We start from the raw sequence: 25,388 nt of genomic DNA, 5'->3' as shown, positions 1-25,388 counted from the left end.
AACCGCTGCGCCTATATAGTTGCCGACCTTCCCGTTTGACCAATGCAGCCCAAAACCATGTCCCAAGCCCGCCAGATTCTCGTTACCAGCGCTCTGCCCTATGCCAACGGCTCGATTCACCTCGGGCACATGCTCGAATACATTCAGACCGACATGTGGGTACGTTTCCAGAAGCTGCGCGGCAATCAGGCCACCTATGTCTGCGCCGACGACGCCCACGGCTCGGCGATCATGCTGCGCGCGGAGAAGGAAGGCATCACCCCGGAACAGCTGATTGCCAACGTGCAGGCCGAGCACAGCGCCGATTTCGCCGATTTTCTTGTGGATTTCGACAACTTCCACTCGACCCACGCAGAAGAAAACCGCGAACTGGCCACCGGCATCTACCTCAAGCTGCGCGACGCCGGGCATATCGCCACCCGCTCGGTGACCCAGTATTTCGACCCGGAAAAGGGCATGTTCCTCGCCGACCGCTTCATCAAGGGCACCTGCCCCAAGTGCGGCACCGAGGACCAGTACGGCGACAACTGCGAGAAATGCGGCGCCACCTACGAGCCGACCGAGCTGAAGAACCCGCGCTCGGCGATCTCCGGCGCGGTACCGGTGCTGCGCGACTCCAAGCACTTCTTCTTCAAACTGCCGGACTTCCAGAGCATGCTCGAAGGCTGGACGCGCAGTGGCACGCTGCAAGAGGCGGTAGCCAACAAGATCGCCGAATGGCTGGATGCCGGCCTGCAGGAATGGGATATCTCCCGTGATGCGCCGTATTTCGGTTTCGAGATTCCCGATGAGCCGGGCAAGTATTTCTACGTCTGGCTGGATGCGCCGGTGGGCTACATGGCCAGCTTCAAGAACCTCTGCGCGCGTCGCCCGGAACTGGATTTCGATGCCTACTGGGGCAAGGATTCCACTGCCGAGCTGTACCACTTCATTGGCAAGGACATCGTCAACTTCCACGCGCTGTTCTGGCCGGCGATGCTCGAAGGCGCCGGCTACCGCAAGCCGACTGCGGTGAACGTGCACGGCTACCTGACGGTCAACGGGCAGAAGATGTCCAAGTCGCGCGGCACCTTTATCAAGGCGCGCACCTACCTCGACCACCTGAACCCGGAATACCTGCGCTACTACTACGCCAGCAAGCTGGGCCGCAGCGTCGATGATCTGGACCTCAACCTCGAAGACTTCGTGCAGAAGGTCAATTCCGATCTGGTCGGCAAGGTGGTCAACATCGCCAGCCGTTGCGCCGGCTTCATCCACAAGGGCAATAACGGTGTACTGGTTGCAGCCAACCCCGAGCCGGAACTGTGGGGCGCCTTCCAGAGCGCCGCACCAAGCATCGCCGAAGCCTATGAAGCGCGCGACTTCGCCCGTGCCATGCGCGAAATCATGGCGCTGGCCGACCGTGCCAACGCCTGGATCGCCGAGAAGGCGCCGTGGGCACTGAACAAGGTCGAAGGCAAGCAGGCCGAGGTGCAGGAAATCTGTGCGCTGGGCGTCAACCTGTTCCGCCAGCTGGTGATCCTGCTCAAGCCGGTGCTGCCGAAACTGGCCGCCGATGCCGAAGCCTTCCTCAACGTTGCTCCGCTGACCTGGGCTGATCTGAGCACACCGCTGGCCAACCACCCACTCAATCCGTTCAACCCGCTGCTGACCCGTATTGAACCCGCGAAGATCGAAGCCATGATCGAAGCCTCGAAGGAAGACCTGATCGCCGAGTCCGCCACCCCTGCTCCGGCTGGCAATGGCGAACTGAGCAAAGACCCGCTGGCCGCCGAGATCAACTTCGACGCCTTCGCCGCCATCGATCTGCGTATCGCGCTGATCGAGAAATGCGAATTTGTTGAAGGTGCCGACAAGCTGCTGCGCCTGACGCTCGACATCGGCGACGCCAAGCGCAACGTGTTCAGCGGCATCAAGAGCGCCTACCCGAACCCGGCCGAACTGGAAGGTCGCCTGACCCTGTACGTGGCCAACCTGGCGCCGCGCAAGATGAAGTTCGGTATCAGCGAAGGCATGGTGCTGGCCGCCGGCCCCGGCGGCAGCGAGATCTACCTGCTCAGCCCGGACAACGGCGCCAAACCGGGGCAACGGGTCAAATAAGGCTCGCACGACAACACTTCACGCTCGAATCAATGAGGAAAGCCCATGTCCGCTACCGGCCTGCAACTGCGCTCCCTGGTCAAAAGCAGCGCTGAACTGGAGCTGTCGCTGGTGCGGCTGCCGGTTCCGGTTCCAGCCGCCGACGAAGTGATCATTCGCGTCGAAGCGACCCCGCTGAATCCCTCCGATCTGGGCCTGCTGTTCGCTGCGGCGGACCTCAGCACCGTCAAGGCCGCGGGAACCGCGGACGCGCCGCTGGTAACCGCCTCGATTGCCGAAAGGGCCATGCCGGCCATGCGCGGTCGCCTTGACCAGTCCCTGCCGGTCGGTAACGAGGGCGCCGGCACGGTGATCGCCGCCGGCGCATCAGCCCAGGCCCAGGCCTTGCTGGGCAAGACGGTGGCACTCTCCGGCGGCGGCATGTACGTGCAATACCGCTGCGCCAAGGCCGAGCAATGCATTGTCCTGCCAGAAGGCTGCAGCGCCGCCGAGGGGGCGTCGATTTTCGTCAATCCAATGACTGCCGTGAGCATGCTCGATGTCATGCGTCGCGAAGGCCATCGCGCCCTGGTTCACACGGCGGCCGCCAGCAACCTGGGGCAGATGCTCAATCGCCTGTGCCTGCAGGAACGCGTCGACCTGGTCAATATCGTGCGCAGCCCGCAGCAGGTCGAACTGCTGCGCAGCATGGGCGCGCAGCATGTGTGCGACACCAGCGCCCCGACCTTCGTCGAAGACCTTACCCAGGCGCTGATCGCGACCGGCGCCACCCTGGCCTTCGATGCGATCGGCGGCGGCAGCCTGGCCAGCCAGATACTCTCCTGCATGGAGGCGGCGATCTCGCGCTCGGCCACGCAATACAACCGCTATGGTTCGGCGACCCACAAGCAGGTGTATATCTACGGCGGCCTTGACCAGGGGCCGACAGTGCTCAAGCGCAACTTCGGCCCGGCCTTTGGTGTTGGTGGCTGGCTGCTGCCCAATTACCTGCAGAAGGTGGGTGCCGAGGCCCGCAGGCAATTCCAGAATCAGGTACTGGCGGGGCTGAAGACGACGTTTGCCTGCCACTACGCCCGCGAAATCTCGCTGGCCGAGGCGCTGCACCCGGACGCGATCGCCGCTTACAGCCGGCCGAGCACCGGCGGCAAATACCTGATCAATCCAGCCAGGGAGCTGGCGCCGCCGGCAGACTGAGCATCCGGCCAGTGCCCGGCAGGCGCCCCGGGCGCCTGCAACTGCTTGTCTGGCCGCAGCCATTGCCTCGATAATAAGCGTCTTTCCCGCAGGTTGACTGCCCCGCGACGGTAATCACATGACCGAACTCGCCCTGATCATGGTTAGCGCCATCCTGGTCAACAATTTCGTGCTGGTGCAGTTCCTTGGCCTGTGCCCGTTCATGGGCGTGTCGAAGAAAATCGAGACCGCGCTCGGCCTGGCGCTGGCGACCACCTTTGTGCTGACCCTGGCGGCGATGAGCACTTACCTGATCCAGCAGTACGTGCTCAAGCCGCTGGATATAGAGTTCCTGCGGACCATCAGCTTCATCCTGGTGATTGCCGTGGTGGTGCAGTTCACCGAGATGGTGGTGAAGAAGACCAGCCCGCTGCTGTATCGCGTCCTCGGGATCTTCCTGCCGCTGATCACCACCAACTGCATCGTGCTCGGCGTGGCCCTGCTCAACGCCAACAAGGCCGAGTTCACCTTTGTCACCGCCACCCTCAACGGCTTCGCTGCCGGCCTGGGCTTTTCCCTGGTGCTGGTGCTGTTCGCCGCCATGCGCGAGCGGATAGCCATCGCCGACGTGCCGAAATCTTTCCAGGGCGCGGCCATCGGACTGATTACCGCGGGCCTGATGTCGCTGGCGTTCATGGGTTTTGCCGGACTGATCCGCCTATGAGCATGATCCTCAGTGCCGTCCTCGCGCTGCTGGCGCTGTGCCTGGTGTGCGGCGCCATCCTCGGTTTCGCCGCCGTGCGCTTCAAGGTCGAAGGCGATCCGATTGCCGAACAGGTCAACGCCCTGCTGCCGCAGACCCAGTGCGGCCAGTGCGGCTATCCGGGCTGCCGGCCTTATGCCGAGGCGATTGCCGCGGGCGACAAGATCAACAAGTGCCCGCCTGGCGGCGAGGCGACCATCCAGGCACTGGCCGACCTGCTGGATGTGGAGGCGGAACCGCTGGACGCCGTCGAGGGCGAAAAGCCGAAAATGGTCGCCTATATCCGCGAGGCCGAATGCATTGGCTGCACCAAATGCATCCAGGCCTGCCCGGTGGATGCGATTGTCGGTGCCGCCAAGCAGATGCACACGGTGATCATCGCCGAATGCACCGGCTGCGACCTGTGCGTCGAGCCGTGCCCGGTGGACTGCATCGACATGCTGCCGCTCGAGCAATCGGTGCAGAGCTGGAAATGGGCGCTGCCGCTGCCTCCGGGCCAGCTGATCGCCACGGATCGGGAGCAGGCAGCATGACTTCGATGTCCGCAAGCCCCGTGCAGGTTCACAGCATTCCCGGTGGCATTCACCCGCCCGAGCGCAAGGAACTGTCCAATCGCACGCCGATCCAATTTCCACCGCTGCCCAAGCGCCTGATCCTGCCGCTCAACCAGCACATCGGCACCCCGGCCGAACCCTGTGTCAGCGTCGGCCAGCGCGTGCGCAAGGGCGAGAAGATCGCTGATGCCACCTCGGTGGTCAGCGTGCCGCTGCACGCCCCGACCTCGGGCACCGTCAGCTTCATCGGCCCCCAGCCCTACCCGCATGTCTCGGGCATGCCCGCGCCTGCCATCGTCATCGACAGCGACGGCCTGGATGAATGGGCGCCACTGCCAGCCTGCGACCACTTCCATCTGCTCTCCGCCAGCGAGCTGCTGGAAAAAATTCGCCAGGCCGGGATCAACGGGCTGGGCGGCGCCGGTTTTCCCACGGCGGTCAAGCTGACGGCACGGCCGCAGCAGAAAATCCACACGCTGATCATCAACGGCACTGAATGTGAGCCGTACATCACTGCCGACGACCTGCTGATGCGCGAAAAGGCCGCCGAACTGCTCTCCGGCATCGACATCCTGGTGCAATTGATCCAGCCCGACACCGTGCTGATCGGCATCGAGGACAACAAGCCCGATGCCGCCGCGGCCGTGCGCCAGGTGCTCGACCAGCGTCCGTACCAGGTGGTGGTATTCCCCACCAAGTACCCGTCGGGCGGCGAGAAGCAGCTGATCCAGATTCTCACCGGGCGCGAGGTGCCCAGTGGCGGACTGCCCGCCGACATCGGCGTGCTGTGCCAGAACGTCGGTACCGTGGTGGCCATTCATGACGCAGTGGTACTCGGCCGCCCGCTGATCTCGCGGATCACCACCCTGACCGGCAAAGCACTGGCGCGGCCGATGAACGTCGAGTGCCTGATCGGCACACCGGCAGGCGAACTGCTGGCCTTTGCCGGCCTCGAGCAGAACAAGCTCGCGCGCCTGATCATGGGCGGCCCGATGATGGGCTTTACCCTGCCCTCCCTCGCTGTGCCGCTGATCAAGACCAGCAACTGCCTGCTCGCCAGCACCGTCGAGGAGTTGCCAGCGCCGCCGCCGGCCCAGCCCTGTATTCGCTGTGGCGACTGCGCCAGCGCCTGCCCGGCGAGCCTGCTGCCGCAGCAGCTGCACTTCTTTGCCCTCGGCGAGCAGACCGAGCAGCTCAAGGCACACCAGCTGTTCGACTGCATCGAGTGCGGGGCCTGCGCCTATGTCTGCCCGTCGAGCATTCCCCTGGTGCAGTACTACCGCGCGGCCAAGGCCGGTATCCGCGAGCAGGAACAGCAACAGCAGAAAGCCGAACACTCCAGGCAGCGTTTCGAATTCCGTCAGGAGCGCCTGCGCCGCGCCGAAGAGCAGAAAGAAGCCGAGCGCCAGGCGCGTGCCGAACGCGCTGCCCGGACCAGGGCCGCACAAGCCGAGACACCGGCTGCCGCGCCCAGTGCCAGCGCACCCGCCGACGAACAGCTCAAGCGCCTGAAGATCGAGGCCAGCATGGCGCAAGTGGCACTGAAGAAAGCCGAGAAGCAACTGGCCATGCATGACACCCCGGAGCTGCAGGCCCAGGTGGCCGAGCTGGGCGCCGCCGCGAGCGCTGCCCAGCAGGCGCTGGCCGGGGCCCAGGCCTGCGCCCCGGCCAGCCCGGCAACAGCCCCCCCCGGCGAAGCCGCACTGAAAAGGGCCAAGATCGACCTGGCGCTCAAGCGCGCCACACTGAAGAAGGCCGAAGTCGCCGGTGCCGCGGCCGACGAACTGGAGGGATTGCGCACCGCCCTGGCAGCAGCCGAAACAGCCCTGCATGCGGCCGAGGATGCCTGCGGCAAGCCTGCTCCCGAACGGGTGCGCACCGACAAGCAGCCGATCGACGAGGCGCTGCGCGCGCTGAAGACCGAACTGGCCTTCGCTCGCGCCGACCTGCGCAAGCTGGAGCGCGCTGGGGATGCCGATGCCAGTGCGCTGAGCGCGGCCCAGGCACGGCTCGCCGAGGCCGAGCGCAAGCTGGGCGAGCATCAGGGGCCAGAGCAATGCTGAGCGCCGCGCCCCCCGCAGGGTGGGTTAGGCCGGAGGCCGTAACCCACCAAGGCAGCGCAAGCTGCCCAGGCCATGCCTTTACTTTTGCGCGCCATCGCCGCGCTTTGCTCGGCCCGAACTACAGGTTTCGCCTTGCACGGCGAGTTACTTTCTCTTTGCTTGTGCAAAGAGAAAGTAACCAAAGAGAAAGCACCCCCGGCATCCGGCCCTGCACTTCGCTGCGCTACGTTCCGGGTTCGCTCGCTCCATCAGCGCTCCAGGGGCACGCCCTGAAGGGCCATCCCTGGCCCATCAGGGCTCTCGCGGCATCCATGCCGCTCAACCCCTTCCACACTGACTCCACTCGCCCTACTGACGGGACCTATCCCGGCTTCACCAGCAGTGTTATCAAAACGACGAGTTGGCAGACAGCTCGGCTGTTGCTGCAAACACCTTGGGTTCAAACGCGCAAACTCCCCGTCAGAAGGCCGAGTGGAGGTGTTGCGCAGGGGGACGCGAGGCATGGACGCCGAGCGAGGAGCGAAGGGACAGGGACGTCCCTTCGTGACGGCCCCCGGAGCGGCACCGGAGCGAGGGAAGTCGAGCGCAGCGAGACCCGTATGTCGGGGGGCGCTTTCTTTTGCTTACTTTTCTTTGCGCAAACAAAGAAAAGTAAGTCGCCGTGCAAGGCGAAACCTGTAGCCCTGTGCCGTGGAAAACGCTGCGAGCGTTTGCATGACCGCAAGCCAGCTGCATAACCCCAGGAAACTAGCCATGCCCCCAATCACCTCACCCCACGCCAAAGGCCCCAACCGCACTCAGCGCGTCATGCTGCTGGTGCTGGCAGCCTGCGCGCCGGGTACGCTGGCCCTGACCTGGCTGTTCGGCATCGGCACCCTGGTCAACCTGCTCTGGGCCAGCCTGGTCGCTCTCGCCGTGGAAGCGGCAATCCTGAAAATCCGCCAGCGCCCGCTGGCCTTCTACCTGAGCGATGGCAGCGCGCTGGTGACTGCCGTGCTGCTGGCTCTGGCGCTGCCGCCTTACGCGCCCTGGTGGCTGACACTGGTCGCCGTTGGCTTTGCCATCGTGTTCGGCAAGCAGTTGTACGGGGGCCTGGGGCAGAACCCGTTCAACCCGGCCATGCTCGGCTACGTGGTGGTGCTGATTTCCTTCCCGATAGAAATGACCAGCTGGCCAAAACCGCACAGCGTCGGCATGCTCGAGGGCCTGCAGCAGATCCTTGGCCTGACCCATTTACCCGATGGCTGGAGCCAGGCAACCGCACTCGACAGCCTGAAAATCAACAAGAGCCTGACCATGGAGGAGCTCCGGGCCACCAATCCCGCGTTCGGCAGCCTCGGCGGGGCAGCAGTGGAATGGGTGAATGCGGGCTTCCTGCTCGGCGGCCTGTTCCTGCTGCGCCAGCGCCTGATCAGCTGGCATGCGCCAGTCGGGATGCTGGCGGCCCTGATGATCATCAGCCTGCTGTTCTGGAACGGCTCTGGCTCGGACTCCAATGGCTCACCGCTGTTCCACCTGTTCAGCGGCGCAACCATGCTCGGTGCCTTCTTCATCGTCACCGACCCGGTGAGTGGTGCGACCAGCAATCTCGGCCGGCTGATCTTTGGTGCCGGCGTCGGCATCCTGGTCTACATCATCCGTACCTGGGGCGGTTATCCGGATGGTGTCGCCTTCGCCGTGCTGTTGATGAACCTTGCCGCACCAACCATCGACTACTACAGTCGGCCCCGCACCTACGGGCATGGCAAGCCCGAACGCGGCTTCAAGCTGGGAGAATGAACATGGCACTCCCGGAGATTTCCCGCTCGATGCTGAAGAACAGTCTGGTGCTCGGCCTGTTTGCCATTCTCACCGTCGGCCTGGTAGCCATCACCGAGCAGGGTACTGCCGAGCGTATTGCGCTGGCCGAGCGCGACGCCAAAAGCCGCGCCCTGAGTGAACTGCTGCCGGCGGGCAGCTACGACAATCACCTGCAGGATACCCTGCGCCGCCTCCACGACCCCTCGCTCGGCAGCAAGGCGAGTCCGGCCTACCTGGCCACTCTCGACGGCAAACCGGCGGCGGTGATTCTGCAAGTAACCACCCCGGAGGGTTACAGTGGCAGCATCGATCTGCTGGTCGGCATCCTGGCCGATGGCCGCCTGGCCGGTGTACGGGTGATCCGGCACAAGGAAACCCCCGGGCTGGGCGACAAGATCGAACTGGCCAAGAGTGACTGGATTCGCAGCTTCGCCGGCAAGTCGCTGGACAGCCCGGCGGATGGCTGGGCGGTGAAGAAGGATGGCGGCCAGTTCGATCAGTTTGCCGGCGCCACCATTACCCCGCGTGCGGTTGTCAAGGCGGTGCACCAGGCCTTGCAGTATTTCGATGCGCACCAGGCAGAACTGCTGATGCCCCAGGAGCCAGCACATGACTTACCGTGAAATCGCCATCAACGGCCTGTGGAAGAACAACCCGGGGCTGGTGCAGTTGCTCGGCCTGTGCCCCTTGCTGGGGGTCAGCAACTCGATGGTCAACGCCCTCGGCATGGGCCTGGCCACCGCATTGGTACTGGCCGCCTCGAATGCCGCCGTCGCACTGATTCGCAGCCAGGTCACCGATGCCGTGCGCCTGCCGGTGTTTGTCATGATCATTGCCGCGCTGACCACTTGCATCGAGCTGCTGATGCAGGCATTTACCTACGAGCTGTACCAGATCCTCGGCATCTTCATTCCGCTGATCACCACCAACTGCATCATCCTTGGCCGCGCCGAGGCCTTTGCGGCAAAGAACACCGTGGCCCATGCGGCCTTCGATGGCCTGATGATGGGCAGCGGCTTCGGGCTGGTGCTGCTGGCGATCGGCAGCGTCCGCGAACTGCTGGGCACCGGAGCCCTGCTGGGCAACATGCAACTGCTGTTCGGCCCGATCGCCGCGCACTGGCAGATCACCCTGTTCCACAACTACCCGGGCTTCCTGCTGGCCATCCTGCCACCCGGTGCCTTTCTCGTGCTGGGCTTGCTGATAGCCCTGAAGAACCGCATCGACGAGGTAGTCGCCGAGCGCGCCAGCGCTGCTGAACCGGCTCCCGCCACCACCCAGAGCCGACGGGTACGGGTGACCGGGGTGATCGAGTAGCCGCTTATTGCCATTGCGCTGTGGCTGTGGGAGCGGCGCCCGCGGCGTTAGCGTTGGTTCTGCTGGAAAACCTTTTCGCGGCGAAGCGCCGCCCCGACAACAGCATCAGGGTCTCTCACGGTATGAACGCAGCCAAGCGCCTGGAAATCTTTCGTCGCCTGCGCGAGGACAACCCCGACCCCACCACCGAACTGGCCTACAACTCGACCTTCGAGCTGCTGATCGCCGTGATCCTCTCGGCGCAGGCCACCGATGTCGGAGTCAACAGGGCCACCGCCAGGCTGTATCCGGTCGCCAACACCCCGGAGGCCATCTATGCGCTGGGCTATGAGGGGTTGTGCGAGTACATCAAGACCATCGGCCTGTACCCGAGCAAGGCGAAGAATGTCATCGAAACCTGTCGCCTGCTGATCGAGCGGCACAACAGCCAGGTGCCGAACCTGCGCGAGGAACTCGAAGCCTTGCCCGGAGTAGGTCGCAAGACCGCCAACGTGGTGCTCAACACGGCTTTCCGCCAGCCGGTCATGGCGGTGGACACGCATATTTTCCGGGTCAGCAACCGCACCGGCATTGCGCCGGGCAAGACGGTGCTCGAGGTGGAGCAGAAACTGCTCAAGTTCGTACCCCGCGACTACCTGCTTGATGCCCACCACTGGCTCATCCTGCATGGACGCTATGTTTGCCAGGCGCGCAAGCCACGCTGTGGCAGTTGCCGGATTGAAGACCTGTGCGAATTCAAGTCCAAGACTTCAGACGATTAGCAATTTAATAAAATATCAATCAGCCGATTGAAAAAATCTTTTTTACCCTCTCGCACTTTGCCGATATAAGAGGCCCCAACCTAGCCCGAATCGGACTGCCCCTATGACCGCTGCAAATGAAGAGATCGAACTCGAAGACGATCCTGTCGTGCAGGATTCCGAAGACACCGTCGAACAACCCGTGGAGGTCGCCAAGACCAACCTTGCCAAGCGCCGCGTGATCGACAACCTGCTCGATGAAAGGCGCCTGCGCAAACAGCTGTCGGATTACGACTTCGACCTGTGATCCACTCACCGCGTTGACGCGCGCATCCAGGTATCCGGGCATCGCTGCCCCACGGTCCGACCAGATCTTTGGTTGAAAATCACTGCCAGTGAGGCACAAAAAAGCCGAACCCGATAACAACTGTTATCGGGTTCGGCTTTTGCTATTCAGCTTGCAGCGCTCGGGACATCCTGCCACCGGGAACTAGCCCAGCGACAGGATGCCTTGCATCAGCCCTTCTTGACCTTGTCGGTATTCAGGAAGAAGTACGACAGGGCCGGGATCATGATCAGCGCACCGAGCATGTTCCACAGGAACATGAAGGTCAGCAGGATACCCATGTCGGCCTGGAACTTGATCGGCGACCAGGCCCAGGTGATCACACCGGTGGCCAGGGTGATACCTACCAGAGCAACCACCTTGCCTGTAGAGGCAACAGCCTTCTTGTAGGCAACACCCAGCGATGCCCCGTCACGCTGGTATTGCAACTGCACACTGAGCAGGTAGAGCGCGTAGTCAACGCCGATACCAACACCCAGCGCAATCACCGGCAGGGTTGCCACCTTCACACCAATCCCCATCCACACCATCAGCGCCTCGCACAGCATCGAGGTCATCACCAGCGGCAGGATAGCCACTGTGGTGGCGCGCCAGCTGCGGAAGGTGATCAGGCAGAACAGGATGACCGCGGCATATACATAGAGCAGCATGGTGCGGTTGGAGGCCTTGACCACTTCGTTGGTCGCCGCCTCGATGCCCGCCGTACCGGCGGCCAGCAGGAACTGCCGGTCTGGCGTGCTGTTCTGCTCGGCAAACTCTTCGGCGATTGCTGCAACTTCATTCAAGGTGTCGGCTTTGTGGTCCTTGAGGAAGGTCACTACCGGCATGACCGAGCAGTCGGTATTGAACAGTTCAGGCGTGTTGTTCGATGCCGTGGTAGCCGAGTAATTCAGCACATCCTGATTGCGCTGGATAGTGAAGAACTTCGGATTACCTTCATAGGAACCTGCGGTGATCTGCTTGATCGCATTCACCAGCGAAACCGAGGTCTGCACCTGCGGATGCTGCTGCATCTGCCAGGCCAGGCGGTCAGCCAGGATCAGCGTCTTGTAGTTGAGGCAGCCTTCCGGTGGCGTCTTGACGATCACCGCGAACAGGTCACTGGACAACGCATAGTTGCTGGTTATGAACGCATTGTCGCGGTTGTAGCGCGAGTCGGGACGCAACTCCGGCGCACCGGCATCCAGATCACCGATCTTCAACTGGGTGCTGACCATGAAACCGCCAACACTGATGATCGCTGCAACGACCACCGCGATGGTTGCCCAGCGACGCTCGGTGAAGTGGTCGAGCAGATCCCACAGCTTGCCCAAGCCCTGATGGCTGGCGGCAGCCTGATCTTCCTTCAGTGCCCGCTGGGCAGCTGCTGTACTCACGCCAACATAGGAAAGTGCCACCGGCATCATCAGCAGAGTGGTGAAGATCAGTACGGCCACACCGATACTGGCAGTGATGGCCAGTTCCTTGATCACCGGAATGTCGATCAGCATCAGCACGGCAAAGCCTACCGCATCCGAAAGCAATGCGGTCACGCCAGCCAGGAACAGGCGCCGGAAGGTATAGCGCGCAGCAATCAGCTTGTGCGTACCCTTGCCGATGTCCTGCATGATCCCGTTCATTTTCTGCGATGCGTGGGAGACGCCAATGGCGAACACCAGGAACGGCACCAGGATCGAATACGGGTCGATCGCATACCCCATCCAGGCGACAATCCCGAGCTGCCAGATTACCGCCAGCAAGGAACAACTCACCACCAGGGCGGTACTGCGCAGGCAGCGGGTGTAGAAGTAAATGACGATGAATGCAGTTATGACTGCCATGCCAAAGAACATCATCACCTGGAACAGGCCGTCAATCAGGTCGCCAATCAGCTTGGCAAATCCGATCACGCGAATCTTGATCTTGCCGGTACCTTCCTCGCCAGAGGCATGCGCAGCCTTATCGCCACCGTATTCATACTTCAGGCGCAGGCCGTCTTCCAGAACCCGGGCAAACTCGTAATAGTTGATGCCTTTGCCGGTAGCCGAGTCCTTGTCGAGCAAGGGAACAATGATCATGCTCGACTTGCTGTCGCCAGCGACCAGTTGGCCGCCCAGTCCCGCGCGGGCAACGTTCAATCGAAGCTCTTCGATACTGGCTGGCGAGCCATCATAGGTATCCGGCATAACCGGACCACCCTCGAAGCCCTTTTCAGTCACTTCGGTCCAGCGCACGCCTGGAGACCACAGCGACTTCTGCCACGCCCGGTCCACACCGGTCGTCAGGAACAAGTCATCATTGACCTGACGGAGCGTCTCAAGGTAATCCGCATCGTAGATATCACCGCTGGTAGTTTCGACCACCACCCGCACCGAGTTGCCCAACCCGCGCAGCTGGCCACGATTTTCCAGGAAGTTCTTGATGTACGGATGACCCTGCGGAATCATCTTTTCAAAGCTTGGGCGCATTTCCAGGCGAGTGACCGCCATAAAGCCGAGCAGTGCCGTCATCACCACGATGAACAGCAAGAACAGCGGCCGGTGGTTGAACACCATGCGCTCCAGCAGGCTGCCGGTGCTCGGATCAAAGTCTTTAAGATCGCGAATCACCGGCATCTCGAATTGTTTTTCAGTTCCCATGATCAGGTACGCCTCTCTCTTTGTTCTGGCTTATTCAACAGGGAACACGCGCACGCCACGCGGGCCTACGAGCACCAACGCCTTGTCGCCGGCAGCAACCGCACCACTCACCGGGGACAAGCTGGCCTGCGGCACAGGCTCGAATGTGACACCGCCATCGGTACTCTTCAGCACATGACCTGGCTGGGTGAACAGAAACACCTGCCCGGCGTCATCGACAGTGGCCGCGGTGAACGTCTGCTTCACTGGTGTAACAATTCGATTCCAACTGGTACCGCCATCATTGCTGCGGAAAGCCATGCCACGCAGACCATAAATGATCAGATTGTTTTTAGTGGCAAGGACACCAAAGTAGGTGCCGTCATAAGGCGTCTTGATGTGCGCGAAGTTACCACTGGCAGGATCCAGCTGAAGCACCGAGCCCTGCTCGCTGACCGCGATCACACCATCCGTACCAAACCCGGTAATCGCATTCAGGTGCAAGGCCTGCGGATTGTCGACCTTTTCATTGATTGGGGTCCAGCTCGCGCCACCGTCCTTGGTCTGGAAAGCCATGCCAAAGGCACCCACGATGTAGCCATTCTGGTTATCAGCAAACCAGACACTCATAAACGGTTTGTCAGCACCTTCATCTGCCATCCGCTGTGCATCAGCGACCAGCGTAGCAAACTGCTCGTTGGCTGGATCCGTTGCGGCCAGACGGGTGTAGTACTCCAGCATGATCTTGCCAGTCTGGGTACCATCCAGTTGTTTGGTCCAGGTTGCGCCTGCATCGGAGGTGTGCAACACCACGCCATCATGGCCAACCGCCCAGCCCTCGGACGGTGTCGGGAAATGTACGGCGGTCAGATCCGAACTGAGCGGCACCTTGGCCTGCAGCCAGGTTTTGCCAGCATCGTCGGAGTACAGAATATGGCCTCGCAGACCAACAGCCACCAGCCGCGAACCGGCGCTGGTGACACCGTTCAATCCACCTTTGATGGCAATCTGGCTCATCAGAGCCGGGGTCTCCAGGACGTCTGCATATTCGGCGGCCTGAATTGTACCTTGCTGCATGAAGAGCGCTGAACACAGCGCTGACAGCAAGAGTCTCTTGGAAAAATACATGCGCTTTCCTCACAAGAAAAATCGCCGGAACGCATGCAGGCATGCGATCCGGCGATTGGAGATCATTTGATAATCCAACCCTTTGATTAGCACCCGCACTCGAGTGTCGCTGCCAGACGACGGCGACACCCTCGAACTAGTCAAGCACAAGATTGGAAATCAGCTGCTCAAGGCAATCAACGGATACCGGCACCCGCCAGCGACTCAGGCGACCACTTGGACTTGGACAGGTTATCGATATAGCGCACGCCACCGTATGGGCCAGTCAGGCCGTTGAGCGTGTAGCTACCACCAACCAGGTCATAGATCGCATGCGCAGTGGCATTCGGAACACCCACGTCGTAGCTGGGCGCCATGAATGCATACGAGCCACGGTACAGATCGCCACGGGCATCGTACATATCGGCAGCGACAGCAGTCCAGGAGTCCTCATCGATATAGACGCGACGCTTGTGGTAGATGTGGCGCTTACCCGGCTTGAGCGAACCCTCGACGACCCACACCCGGTGCTTTTCCCAGCGCACCTGATCCGGGGCAATGTTGTTGGCCTTTACAATCGCCTTGACATCCTTGCCATAAACCAGATCGTAAGTATTGTAAGGAATGTACATCTCCTGCTTGCCAATCAGCTTCCACTCAAAGCGATCCAGCGCACCAGTAAAGACGAAGGTATCGTCATAGGTAGCTGCGCCAGCAGTACCCGGGTTTGGCGTATCGTAGGCCAGATCGGGGGCCAGTTTCACCCGGCGCTGGCCAGGCAGGTACTGCCAGGCGCGGCGAGGTTGCACGATTGGATTGACCGCATCCTGAACCAGAATCGCTTCGCCGGCGCGACGGGCCGGGCCACTGTAATTCACCTTGATGCGATAAAAGATGTCCTTGGCTTCCATAACCCTGGTCAGGTCTTCATAGACTGGCAGGTTAACAGTGGCCAGGCCCGTGGTTGCCAGTGTCGGTACGCCCGCGCTATCGACGTTCCAGCTGTCGAACTTGCTCTGGATGGTCACGCCACTGTAACGAAGCAGGTGGTTCCACATCACTTCGCTGCCCGTTTGCGGGATCGGGAACGGTACGCCCGGTAGCGCATTGGCAATACCCACGCCATCGTTCACAGTCTTGGCACTGACGGCGTTGAGCTTGGCATTGGCAACAATCGCCTGAGGAAGCCAGACCGAACGGTGGGTTGGATACACCTCCACCTTGTTGTTCGGGTAGCGCTTGAGCAGCTCCGCCGTGGTGGCGGTCAGCTTGTCCTTGTTGGCAGCCAGATTGGACTGATCGATGACCAGGACCGGCTTCTCATTGGCATAAGGGTTTGGGCGATAGGAGTCACCGGCATTGAAGCCTGCCGGCAACTGGGTATTGCCTCCGGTATATTCGGGGATCGAGCCATCCGCATTAGCGGCACGCTCGGCACCAACACCGGTCAGGGTGGTGCCGAGCTTCTCGGCTTCCTGCAGCGATACAGCCGCCTGTGCCGCTCCGGCAAAGGCCACCGCCAGAGAGGCAGCCATCAATGTTTGCACGAATTTCATCGTAGTGTTTCTCCTGCTTGTTTTTATAAGCAGTGCCCGCAGGCACTGCGTTGCTCAGGCTAAATCAGATGGTGGTCTTGAAGGTCAGGTAAACCGCGCCGCGATCTTCGATGGTTGCACCAGCACCGGAGAAGGACGAGTAACTGCCCTCGTAACAGGTATACGCCTGGCTGGTAGCCAGGGCGTTCGGCGTTGCGCCGTCGCCGGAAGTGTCAGTCGGACCATTAACCGTGTCCGGGCTGTAGTCGCAGTCTTCCGTCTTGCCGAACGCATCGACATATTTCAGGTCGACGAAGTACTTGTTGTAAATCTGCGCGCCCACGCCAACTGCATAGTTGCCGGTGTCCTTGGCGCCACCGCCCTGTACCGGTGAGGTGCCATCGACACCTACGTTGACCGACAACGGCGCTGTCATATCAACCCCCGGGAATACCTGATACCAGGTAGGCGTAAAGTTGACGGCAATGCCAACGTTGCTGCGATCCGACGCATCAATACCATGGTAGGTACTCTTGCCCTTGTACAGAGCAGAATTATCATCATCCAGGCTAACCAGATAGCTGGTGTAAACCTCACCCAGCAAGGTCGCCGAATCAAATACCGGGGTATCGGCAAAGGTGGTCAGGCCATTGACCACCCAGTGCAAGGTGTCACCGGTGGCAAAGGTACTGTTGTCGATTTCACGCTGATCCACCACACCCGTGCCTGCACCGCGCGCCGGAAGAGCAAGCGTCGACCCAAGAGGGATAGCCCCGCTATAAAGGTTTGCATACAGGTCGTTCGCCAGTTCAGGGCTGAAAATCGCGGTAATGCTGGCCAGCGGCATGTTGTGACGGTAGTTCAGGTCACTGCCAACACTGACACCCTCAATGTTCTTCGACAGGCTGATGCCGAAAATATCAATGTCCTCTGCATAGGCCAGCCCATACTCGGTGTCGGCCAGGGAGTTCACGAGATTCCCACCAGCCTGCGCCTTCACACACGTCGGCACACCAATGAATTTACAGATTGGAAGAGCAACATTCACATTACCGGCAGAAACAGTACTTCCGCCCAGATAACTCTGCGGCAGAATATCCGAGGTGTTGCGGTAATAGGCACCCAAAGAGCCATCCAGCCACTCCGGCGCCCATTTGGCCATCAGACCCCAGTCACCGGCATCATCCGGCTCGTAGTCTTTCCCGCGCGGCACTATGCTGAACTGGTTGGCGGGCAAAACACCAGTGGAACTATGGCCAAGGACGAAGGATTGCCCTCCCTGGTCCAGCACATCCGCACCGCCGTAATAAGTACCCGCTTCCGGCAAACGGGCAGCATCCCAGTCGAGGAAATACTGTCCGGCAAAGGTCCAGTCGGAGTTCAGGGTAAAGCTGGTGAACAGCTGGTTACGCGGCACGAACAATTCTTTGGCTTCGGTACCCGGCGAGGACGCCAGCTTGGCCAGATCGAGGCCGGACTGGCCATAGCTGACCGAGTGAATCGGGTTCAGCAGGGTTTCACCCCAGAAGGTGTTGGTCTGGCCGACCTTGAAACTGAGCAGCGACTCATCACCCACTTCGGTGCTGTAGAACACGAAGGCATCAAGGATTTCACCGGACGGCCCACTGTAATAGCGCTGGGCATAATTGCTCAGGTGCGAGCTTGGATTGGTCGCGCCATAAGTATTAATGAAGGGGTTTTGCTGCGCAGGATTGACACCACCGAGCAACTGAGAAGTCGATGATGCAGCGCCGTTGACAAAGCCGTTGGAATTGGAGCCTGTGTTGTCGTAAGCCTTGTCATACCAGCCCGCCGCGCTGACGCGGAAGCCCATGGATTCCTTGTACACCACATCCACTTCGGAAAGGATGTCTACGCGGTTGGTGATATTGGTCCCGGCATGGCGGAAATTGTAATCGCCGTCGTTATTGTTCGGCGTATTGAGCATTTTCTGGTCGGCACTTTCAGTGCGCACGCCATAGTTGTACTTGAGGGTGTTGTCGAAGCGGACGGCTACATCCGGATTGCCAACGTCCACCTCGATTGCCTGCGCGCTGGATACGCCCATGCCGGCCATTACAGCCGAGGCAAGCAAGCCCCTACGAAAATTGAATGACTGGATTTTTTTGTTCTGCATGGCGCTTACCCACCTTTGTTTTTATGTTGATGCTGATTTGTTCAGCTTCTATCCCCGCCTGAGAATAGAAGCGGTGCCAATTTTTACCGCATGTTTCACCAAAATGGAACAGAAAAATCCCCCACCAGCGGTCAGTACATGACCGGAAATGAATTTATGTTCGCGTTTCTATTTAGCCCCCTTTGAGCCAGAAGCCCTGATCCGCTTGCGCCACAGTGGTTTCAGACGCAACGCACTGTTCGAAAAATAGTAAAGCAGGTGCATCGCCCATGCACCACCAGCGAGCAACCTTTTTAAAATTGATCGCTCCCACGCGCCCGCGTGGGAAAGCAGCGCCAGAGGCTACGCGTCGGTGTTCCGCAACTCACCTGTGGAGCGGTTCCCTCGCTGGAACGCGGGAACTATCAACTTATGCCAGTCTGCAATCCCCTTGGCCGCGATGACGCGAGATTTTGTCCGGGCAATTGATCCAAGAAATGCGGCGCCGGGCCACCTGAAAGCTTGATAGCATTCCACGCAATATCCATGAGCCCATCATGGCTCAGCCAGCCAACAGCTCGACTGCAGCCTAAAGCACAACATAACGAGATCGATTAATGCGTAACGTCGGCCGGAACGATCCCTGCCCCTGTGGCAGCGGCAAAAAAAGCAAGCACTGCTGCGGCACACCAGCGATAACGCAGGCACCGATAAACACCTCTGGTCGTGTTCAGGCCAGCCAACTGCTTGAACGCGCTGTTCTGCACCATCGGGGCGGGCAATTCAGCCAGGCCGAAGCACTCTATCAGCAAGTTCTGCTCATCGATCCGGACCAGTCTGATGCCCTCCACCTGCTCGGTGTGATTGCTGCGCAGGCGGGTAAATTTGCCCAGTCAGCCCAACTGATCGAGCGTGCCATCCGGAAGAATCCGCGCAACCCGGTTTTCCACAATAACCTGGGCAATGCCTATCGGCAGATTGACCAGGACACAGCTCGCTGCATCGCCTGTTACCGCGCCGCCATCCGGCTTGACCCGCAGTATGCCGAGGCCCACAACAATCTGGGCAATGCCCTGAAACGCAAGGGTGACCTTCCTGCAGCGCTGAGCAGTTACCAGAACGCGCTCAGGTTCAATTCGGCCCTACTTGAAGCCGCCCTGGGTCAGGGCACTGTCTTGCAGAAGCTGGGACGCGCTGAACAGGCCGAAGCGACTTTCCGGCAACTGATTGGCAGCAGGCCCGATTGTAGCGAAGCCTTCATTGGTCTTGGCACCGCTCAATTTGCCCTTGCCAAACTGAGCGAGGCGGAAGCCTCCCTGCTGCAGGCCTTGCGCCTGGACCGGCACTCCGCCATTGCCTACTACAACCTCGGACTGGTGCTGAATGCCCGGGGCCGCCCGGAACCGGCTGCCGAAAGCCTGTCCACGGCGATCAAACTGAAACCCGACTACGCCGAAGCCTATTACCACCTCGGCCTCGCGCTGCAAGCAAACAATTTGCACCCGGTAGCCGAACAAGCCTTGCTCAAGGCGCTGGAGCTGGATCCGGAGAATAGCCTCGTGTTGCTGAGCCTTGCCGAATCAAAAAACTCGCAAGGCGATGGAGATGGGGCCGTCGAGATATGCCAAGGGGTAATTGCCAGGTATCCGAAAATGGGTTCTGCTCACTTCAGTCTCGGCATGCACCTGAACAGGAAAGGCAAGCTCGACTCTGCGCTGGAGTCTTTTCAGAAGGCGCTGGATCTGGGTGTTAAAAGCCCGACTTTGCTGCATATGATGGCCGCACTCCGGGGCGAAATACCGAAGACATCGGCAGCCGAATACGTCACCGAGGTGTTCGACGGCTATGCCGCCAAGTTCGACAAGCACCTGATCGAAGGACTCAAGTACGACAATCCTGCCCACCTGCTGCAGATGGCGCGCAAGCACTGCAGGACGGCCGAGGGCGCCTGGCGAGTGCTCGATCTGGGCTGCGGAACCGGCTTGTGCGGCGTGGCGTTTGCGCCGTTTTCCGAGGAGCTGGCTGGCGTTGATCTCTCGGGCAAAATGCTCGACAAGGCACGCGAGCGCAACATCTACCAACGGCTGGTGCAGTCTGACCTGCTGGGCATGATGCAAGCCGAACCCGATGCGCGCTTCGATTTGCTGATTGCTGCCGATGTGTTCGTGTATATCGGTGATCTGGAGGAGATTTACGCTCAAGCAAGGCGCCTGCTGGTACCGGGCGGACTCTTCCTGTTCTCTGTTGAATCCAGTGATGCCTTGTTGCCGGCAGGGCAGCAAAGCATTATTAGCGACTACCAGCTACTGCTCTCGGGCCGCTTCGCCCATGCCAGCGCCTACCTGCAACGCCTGGCGACTGATCACCATCTGCAACTGCTCGCTCTGGAGGAGCGCGTGCTGCGCATGGAGAGCAATGCACCAATCAAAGGCTGGTGTGTGGTGCTGGCTGCATAGCGGCATACCGGCGGGCCGCCGCCCCGCACCGAGACCGCCCAAGGGTGGGGGACAGGCAGCACCGAGCGCCCCGCAGGGCGTTCGCGGCGAATGAACAGTTCGCCAGCGATATCATTCAGAACAACACCATTTGCTCATGACGACCTCGCAGATCTACCAGACGCACACCGATACCAATCAAACGCACCGCCTTGTTGCCGCGCATATGGGCAGCACCGAGCAAGCGGCTGTAACTGTTCAGGTCGCGGCCAACCCCCGCCTGTTCCAGAGTCGTTTGGGTAAAGTCATGAAACTTGAGCTTGACGAAGGGCTTATCTGCCCGATAGCTACTGTCCAGGCGCAGCAAGCGACGATTGAGTTCTTCCAGCAAGAGCGGCAGGCGCGCCAGGCAGGCCGACAGATCCGGCAGGTCCTGATCGTAGGTATGTTCGACGCTGACCGACTGGCGCCGGCCATCGGCCTGCACCGCGCGCTCGTCATTACCCCGGGCAAGCTGCCAGAGCCGCTCGCCGAAGCTGCCGAACTCGCGCAGCAAGTCCAGCCGGTCCCGCTGGCGCAGATCACTGCAGGTCCGAATTCCCATGCGCAGCAGGCGCTCGGCAGTAACCTTGCCAACCCCGTGCAGTTTGCTGACAGGCAAGGCACTGACGAAAGCCTCGACCTCATCCGGCGCAATGACAAACAGGCCGTTGGGTTTCCTCCAGTCACTGGCAATCTTGGCCAGAAACTTGTTCGGCGCCACCCCGGCCGAGACAGTGATCCGCACTTCCTGCCAGACCCGGTTCTGGATCTCGCGCGCGATGCGGGTAGCACTACCGGCATGCTGGCTGCTCCGGGTCACATCGAGATAGGCCTCATCCAGCGACAGCGGCTCTATCTGCTCCGTGTAGTCTCGAAAGATGCCGTGAATTTCCCGCGAAGCAGCCCTGTAAGCCTCCATGCGCGGCTTGAGGATCAGCAGATCGGGGCACAGCTTGAGCGCCTGTCGCGAAGGCATCGCCGAGCGCACCCCGAAGGCCCGCGCCTCATAGTTGCAGGTAGCAATCACCCCGCGCCGGTCTGCCGCGCCGCCAACGGCTACCGGCTGCCTGGCCAGACGCGGATCATCGCGCATCTCGATGGCAGCGTAGAAGCAATCGCAGTCGACATGGATAATCTTGCGCACGGCATCCCGGGAAGCCCTACAGGGCTGGCGTTGAGGGCTGAATTCTAGCACCGTGAATGCGCCATTTATCCGGCCCTTGAATAGAATGAATTTTCATGCGCTTTGCAGGAGCGCCGCCCCTACGCGAGCTTTTGCCGGGTCCATCGCGCCGATGGGCGACGCTCCTGCCAAACAAGGATCAGATCAATAATCGCCTGAAAGAAGACCATCTCCCCGGCACCTGCTGGTTTGTGGTGGCGCCCTTTGCGGCCGGTTGCCTGCCTCACCGGCCCCACAGTCAGTAGCCCGGATGCAATCCGGGTAATGGGGTGAAAGCTCTCCAGGATTGCATCCGGACTACGGAGTCAAACCCAAGTTGTCTACCGCAGGTTTGCCTGGCACCCTGAAATAGGCAACGACCCAAAGTAAAGATTGACACCCGAGCTTTCGCGAGTACAATTTGCGCCGCGGGATGGAGCAGTCTGGTAGCTCGTCGGGCTCATAACCCGAAGGTCGTAGGTTCAAATCCTGCTCCCGCAACCAGATCAGAGAAAAAGGCCACTTGAAAAAGTGGCCTTTTTTTGTTGCCGGAATCAATCCCAAGCCCTTGAATCGAAAACAAAAATTGACAACCAGCGATTATGCCGTAGAATGGCCGGCGCGGGATGGAGCAGTCTGGTAGCTCGTCGGGCTCATAACCCGAAGGTCGTAGGTTCAAATCCTGCTCCCGCAACCAGATCAGCCAAAAGGCCACTCAATGGAGTGGCCTTTTGCATTTCTGCATCCGGCAAAGCATGTCAGTCCGCTTCGGTTGGAAAACGTCCTGCGCTCATCCATCAACGATTTTGCTGCACGCTAAGACTTGCTTAAGTTTCATTGTCTAGAATTCGCCGGCGCCAACACTCACCGGAGTCCCGCTATGTCATGGAAAAATACCGAACAACGCTTTGGCAGCCTGTCGATCGCCTTGCACTGGCTGATGTTTCTGCTGCTTGCAGCGGTCTATTGCACCATGGAGTTTCGCGGCATCTTCCCCAAGGGCAGCGATGGGCGTGAACTGATGAAGCAGTTCCACTTCATGCTGGGCATGTCAGTGTTTGTCCTGGTCTGGCTGCGCATCGCCGCGCGCCTGATCGCCCCAAGCCCGAAGATCATGCCCGAACCGCCGGCGCTACAGGAAAAGATCGCCAAGCTGATGTATCTGGCACTCTATCTGCTGATGATCTGCACGCCATTCCTGGGCTGGCTGTTCTTGAGCGCTGCAGGCAAACCGATTCCATTCTTCGGCCTTGAACTGCCCGCCCTGACCGGCAAGGATCATGCTTTCGCCGAGCAGATTGAAGAGTGGCATGTGCTGATCGCGCAAACCGGTTACTGGCTGATCGGCATTCACACCCTCGCCGCGCTGTATCACCACTACGTGATCCGCGACAACGCCTTGCTGATCATGAAGCCTGAGCGCGACTGAAAGCCCGAGCCTCATATTGCAATGCAAAAAGGCTTGCCAGTCACCCGGCAAGCCTTTTTGTCATTCAGGCTCCAGACTACATCTCGACCTGGGTACCCAGTTCAATCACCCGGTTCAGAGGCAGCTTGAAGAAGCGCAGGTTGCTGTTGGCATTCTTCAACAGGAAGGCAAACAGATTTTCGCGCCAGCGCGCCATGCCCAAGCGTTTGGTCGGAATAACCGTCTCGCGGCTGAGGAAATAGGTGGTGCGCATCGGGCTGAAATCCAGCTCGTCGAGGTGACACAGCGCCAGGGCCGCTGGGACGTCCGGCTCGTCCATGAAACCGTAATGCAGCACCACGCGAAAGAACCCCTCGCCATAGGCCGTGACCTCGAAGCGTCGGTCGAGCGCCACACGCGGCCGATCCTCGCTGACCACTGTCAACAAGACCACCTGCTCATGCAGCACCTGGTTGTGCAGCATGTTGTGCAGCAGCGCATGCGGCACCGCATCCGGGCGCGCCGAGAGGAACACCGCCGTGCCTTGTACCCGATGCGGCGGCTGGCTGCGGATGCTGCTGATGAACAACGGCAGCGGCAGTGCACTCTCATCCAGACGCTCGACCAGAATCTGCCGGCCACGCTTCCAGGTGGTCATCAGCACGAACAGGGCGATACCAGCGATTACCGGGAAGACACCGCCCTCGAGAATTTTCGGAATGTTGGCGGCAAAGAACAGCACGTCGACGATGAAAAAGCCGATCAGCAGCGGAATCGCCCACCAGCGGGGGGCCTTCCACAGCAACAGCATCACCGCCGCCACCAGGAAGGTATCGATCAGCATGGTGCCGGTCACCGCCACGCCATAGGCAGAAGCGAGGGCACTGGAGGAGCCGAAGCCCAGTACCAGCAGTACCACGCCAACCATCAGTGCCCAGTTGACCATGCCAATATAGATCTGCCCCTGCTCCTGGCTGGACGTGTGCTGGATCTGCATGCGCGGCACATAACCGAGCTGGATCGCCTGCTGGCTGAGGGAGAAAGCCCCGGAAATCACCGCCTGCGAGGCAATGATGGTCGCCAGCGTGGCCAAACCGATCATCGGCAACAGGCCCCAGGACGGCACCAACAGGTAGAACGGGTTGCGCGCTGCTTCCGGGTCTTCCAGCAGCAAGGCACCCTGGCCGAAGTAATTCAACACCAAACCCGGCAGTACCAGGCCGAACCAGGCACGGGCAATAGGCTTGCGCCCGAAGTGGCCCATGTCCGCATACAATGCCTCGGCGCCGGTCAAGGCCAACACCACCGCCGCCAGAATGGTGATGCCGATACCCGGATGGGAGATGAAGAAGTTCACCGCCCAGTATGGGTTGAGCGCCTGCAATACCTGAGGCTGGCGCAGAATGCCGTACACCCCGAGGGCGCCGAGAATCAGGAACCAGGCGACCATCACCGGGCCGAACAAAATGCCGATGCGCGCCGTGCCGTGCTTCTGGATCAGGAACAACCCCACCAGCAGCACCAGGGTCACCGGCACCACCCAGTGACTGAGCCCCGGCAGCGCCACGTTCAAACCTTCAACCGCCGACAATACCGAGATCGCCGGGGTGATCATGCTGTCGCCATAAAACAGCGCCGCACCGAACAGGCCGAGCAGCACCAGCACAGTCTGCAACCGCGGATACGGCAACGCCGCCCGCCGCGCCAGCGCCGTCAGGGCCATCACTCCGCCCTCGCCGTCGTTATCGGCACGCAGCATGAACATCACATACTTGAGCGACACCACCCAGAGCAGCGACCAGACAATCAGGGAGAGGATGCCAAACACACCCTCATGATTGACCTGCACCCCGTAGTGACCGGCAAACACCTCCTTGAGGGTATACAGCGGGCTGGTGCCGATATCGCCATACACCACGCCGGCGGCCGCCACCAGCAGGCCAACACCCGACGAATGACTGCCTTCCTCGGCAGTCGCTGCAACAACCTGTTCGCTCATACAAGCTACTCGTTACAAAATGTGTGCAAATGCTGCGCTTGCGCCGCACACAAGGCAACCGGTGCCACCATTTGTCGCAGCCGGGGAATCTACGCCGGCTAGCGCAGAGCGCTGGCCAAGCCGCCATGCGG

Annotated in this window: 18 protein-coding genes and 2 tRNA genes; 14 read left to right on the top strand and 6 right to left on the bottom strand. The window is 60.6% G+C overall.

Features of this window, described 5'->3' with window-relative positions:
• The first annotated feature begins 57 nt into the window (after positions 1-57).
• The 10 genes from metG (at position 58) to ISX93_RS06705 (ending at position 10,817) form a co-directional block, all read left to right on the top strand.
• On the top strand, positions 58-2,100 hold the full coding sequence (gene metG / locus ISX93_RS06750) for a methionine--tRNA ligase (protein WP_195777946.1): 2,043 nt from the start codon (positions 58-60) through the stop codon (positions 2,098-2,100).
• Positions 2,101-2,145: 45 nt separating this feature from the next.
• On the top strand, positions 2,146-3,294 hold the full coding sequence (locus ISX93_RS06745; RefSeq protein WP_195777945.1) for a zinc-binding dehydrogenase: 1,149 nt from the start codon (positions 2,146-2,148) through the stop codon (positions 3,292-3,294).
• A 118-nt stretch (positions 3,295-3,412) separates the two neighbouring features.
• Positions 3,413-3,997 (top strand): electron transport complex subunit RsxA, encoded by a 585-nt coding sequence (gene rsxA / locus ISX93_RS06740; RefSeq protein WP_195777944.1) that lies wholly within the window; start codon positions 3,413-3,415, stop codon positions 3,995-3,997.
• Positions 3,994-4,569: an electron transport complex subunit RsxB gene (gene rsxB / locus ISX93_RS06735; RefSeq protein ID WP_195777943.1), complete on the top strand. Its 576-nt coding sequence runs from the start codon at positions 3,994-3,996 to the stop codon at positions 4,567-4,569. Before rsxA ends, rsxB begins: the two co-directional genes overlap by 4 nt.
• Before the next feature lie 5 nt (positions 4,570-4,574).
• A complete protein-coding gene (gene rsxC, locus ISX93_RS06730) occupies positions 4,575-6,653 on the top strand; it encodes an electron transport complex subunit RsxC (RefSeq protein WP_442793302.1) in 2,079 nt (692 codons plus the stop codon).
• A 714-nt stretch (positions 6,654-7,367) separates the two neighbouring features.
• Entirely contained in the window at positions 7,368-8,432 is a 1,065-nt protein-coding gene (locus ISX93_RS06725; protein WP_195777941.1) for an RnfABCDGE type electron transport complex subunit D, read from the top strand.
• A gap of 2 nt (positions 8,433-8,434) precedes the next feature.
• The gene (gene rsxG / locus ISX93_RS06720; RefSeq protein WP_195778022.1) at positions 8,435-9,076 is read left to right on the top strand and encodes an electron transport complex subunit RsxG; all 642 of its coding nucleotides are present in this window, start codon (positions 8,435-8,437) and stop codon (positions 9,074-9,076) included.
• Positions 9,063-9,770 (top strand): electron transport complex subunit E, encoded by a 708-nt coding sequence (locus ISX93_RS06715; protein ID WP_195777940.1) that lies wholly within the window; start codon positions 9,063-9,065, stop codon positions 9,768-9,770. Before rsxG ends, ISX93_RS06715 begins: the two co-directional genes overlap by 14 nt.
• A 122-nt stretch (positions 9,771-9,892) precedes the next feature.
• Positions 9,893-10,531, top strand: coding sequence for an endonuclease III (nth, locus tag ISX93_RS06710; RefSeq protein WP_195777939.1), 639 nt, complete (start codon positions 9,893-9,895; stop codon positions 10,529-10,531).
• Between the two features lie 103 nt (positions 10,532-10,634).
• Complete coding sequence (locus tag ISX93_RS06705) at positions 10,635-10,817, top strand: PA3496 family putative envelope integrity protein (protein WP_195777938.1); 183 nt, start codon at positions 10,635-10,637, stop codon at positions 10,815-10,817.
• Positions 10,818-11,026: 209 nt separating this feature from the next.
• Here the strand turns inward: ISX93_RS06705 and ISX93_RS06700 are convergent, their stop codons facing one another.
• From ISX93_RS06700 to ISX93_RS06685, 4 genes are all read right to left on the bottom strand, one after another.
• Positions 11,027-13,474, bottom strand: a complete 2,448-nt coding sequence (locus ISX93_RS06700; protein WP_195777937.1) for an efflux RND transporter permease subunit — start codon at positions 13,472-13,474, stop codon at positions 11,027-11,029.
• Between the two features lie 30 nt (positions 13,475-13,504).
• A complete protein-coding gene (locus ISX93_RS06695; protein ID WP_195777936.1) occupies positions 13,505-14,581 on the bottom strand; it encodes a WD40/YVTN/BNR-like repeat-containing protein in 1,077 nt (358 codons plus the stop codon).
• Positions 14,582-14,757: 176 nt separating this feature from the next.
• Complete coding sequence (locus ISX93_RS06690; RefSeq protein ID WP_195777935.1) at positions 14,758-16,116, bottom strand: DUF1329 domain-containing protein; 1,359 nt, start codon at positions 16,114-16,116, stop codon at positions 14,758-14,760.
• 64 nt (positions 16,117-16,180) lie between these two features.
• Positions 16,181-18,232, bottom strand: coding sequence for a DUF1302 domain-containing protein (locus tag ISX93_RS06685; protein ID WP_195777934.1), 2,052 nt, complete (start codon positions 18,230-18,232; stop codon positions 16,181-16,183).
• 596 nt (positions 18,233-18,828) lie between these two features.
• Between ISX93_RS06685 and ISX93_RS06680 the strand changes: the two genes are divergently transcribed.
• On the top strand, positions 18,829-20,667 hold the full coding sequence (locus ISX93_RS06680; RefSeq protein WP_195777933.1) for a tetratricopeptide repeat protein: 1,839 nt from the start codon (positions 18,829-18,831) through the stop codon (positions 20,665-20,667).
• 115 nt (positions 20,668-20,782) lie between these two features.
• On the opposite strand, the gene dinB is transcribed toward ISX93_RS06680, so the two are convergent.
• Entirely contained in the window at positions 20,783-21,832 is a 1,050-nt protein-coding gene (dinB, locus tag ISX93_RS06675; protein ID WP_195777932.1) for a DNA polymerase IV, read from the bottom strand.
• Between the two features lie 445 nt (positions 21,833-22,277).
• On the opposite strand from dinB, the gene ISX93_RS06670 reads away from it, so the two are divergent.
• The 3 genes from ISX93_RS06670 to ISX93_RS06660 all read left to right on the top strand — a co-directional run bounded on the left by ISX93_RS06670 (position 22,278) and on the right by ISX93_RS06660 (position 23,279).
• A tRNA-Met gene (locus ISX93_RS06670) sits at positions 22,278-22,354 on the top strand.
• Between the two features lie 116 nt (positions 22,355-22,470).
• Positions 22,471-22,547, top strand: a tRNA-Met gene (locus ISX93_RS06665).
• Between the two features lie 183 nt (positions 22,548-22,730).
• A complete protein-coding gene (locus tag ISX93_RS06660) occupies positions 22,731-23,279 on the top strand; it encodes a cytochrome b (protein ID WP_195777931.1) in 549 nt (182 codons plus the stop codon).
• Between the two features lie 76 nt (positions 23,280-23,355).
• Here the strand turns inward: ISX93_RS06660 and ISX93_RS06655 are convergent, their stop codons facing one another.
• Positions 23,356-25,257, bottom strand: a complete 1,902-nt coding sequence (locus ISX93_RS06655; protein ID WP_195777930.1) for a potassium transporter Kup — start codon at positions 25,255-25,257, stop codon at positions 23,356-23,358.
• Between the last annotated feature and the right edge of the window lie 131 nt (positions 25,258-25,388).

The sequence above is a fragment of the Pseudomonas sp. N040 genome (genome assembly GCF_015637705.1).
Taxonomy (GTDB): domain Bacteria; phylum Pseudomonadota; class Gammaproteobacteria; order Pseudomonadales; family Pseudomonadaceae; genus Aquipseudomonas.
This window is presented reverse-complemented; position numbering and strand designations above follow the sequence as displayed.

Coding starts and splice junctions, on each gene's coding strand:
- metG (WP_195777946.1), top strand. CDS start 58: ATGTCCCAAGCCCGCCAGATTCTCGTTACCAGCGCTCTGCCCTATGCC.
- ISX93_RS06745 (WP_195777945.1), top strand. CDS start 2,146: ATGTCCGCTACCGGCCTGCAACTGCGCTCCCTGGTCAAAAGCAGCGCT.
- rsxA (WP_195777944.1), top strand. CDS start 3,413: ATGACCGAACTCGCCCTGATCATGGTTAGCGCCATCCTGGTCAACAAT.
- rsxB (WP_195777943.1), top strand. CDS start 3,994: ATGAGCATGATCCTCAGTGCCGTCCTCGCGCTGCTGGCGCTGTGCCTG.
- rsxC (WP_442793302.1), top strand. CDS start 4,575: ATGTCCGCAAGCCCCGTGCAGGTTCACAGCATTCCCGGTGGCATTCAC.
- ISX93_RS06725 (WP_195777941.1), top strand. CDS start 7,368: ATGACCGCAAGCCAGCTGCATAACCCCAGGAAACTAGCCATGCCCCCA.
- rsxG (WP_195778022.1), top strand. CDS start 8,435: ATGGCACTCCCGGAGATTTCCCGCTCGATGCTGAAGAACAGTCTGGTG.
- ISX93_RS06715 (WP_195777940.1), top strand. CDS start 9,063: ATGACTTACCGTGAAATCGCCATCAACGGCCTGTGGAAGAACAACCCG.
- nth (WP_195777939.1), top strand. CDS start 9,893: ATGAACGCAGCCAAGCGCCTGGAAATCTTTCGTCGCCTGCGCGAGGAC.
- ISX93_RS06705 (WP_195777938.1), top strand. CDS start 10,635: ATGACCGCTGCAAATGAAGAGATCGAACTCGAAGACGATCCTGTCGTG.
- ISX93_RS06700 (WP_195777937.1), bottom strand. CDS start 13,474: ATGGGAACTGAAAAACAATTCGAGATGCCGGTGATTCGCGATCTTAAA.
- ISX93_RS06695 (WP_195777936.1), bottom strand. CDS start 14,581: ATGTATTTTTCCAAGAGACTCTTGCTGTCAGCGCTGTGTTCAGCGCTC.
- ISX93_RS06690 (WP_195777935.1), bottom strand. CDS start 16,116: ATGAAATTCGTGCAAACATTGATGGCTGCCTCTCTGGCGGTGGCCTTT.
- ISX93_RS06685 (WP_195777934.1), bottom strand. CDS start 18,232: ATGCAGAACAAAAAAATCCAGTCATTCAATTTTCGTAGGGGCTTGCTT.
- ISX93_RS06680 (WP_195777933.1), top strand. CDS start 18,829: ATGCGTAACGTCGGCCGGAACGATCCCTGCCCCTGTGGCAGCGGCAAA.
- ISX93_RS06660 (WP_195777931.1), top strand. CDS start 22,731: ATGTCATGGAAAAATACCGAACAACGCTTTGGCAGCCTGTCGATCGCC.
- ISX93_RS06655 (WP_195777930.1), bottom strand. CDS start 25,257: ATGAGCGAACAGGTTGTTGCAGCGACTGCCGAGGAAGGCAGTCATTCG.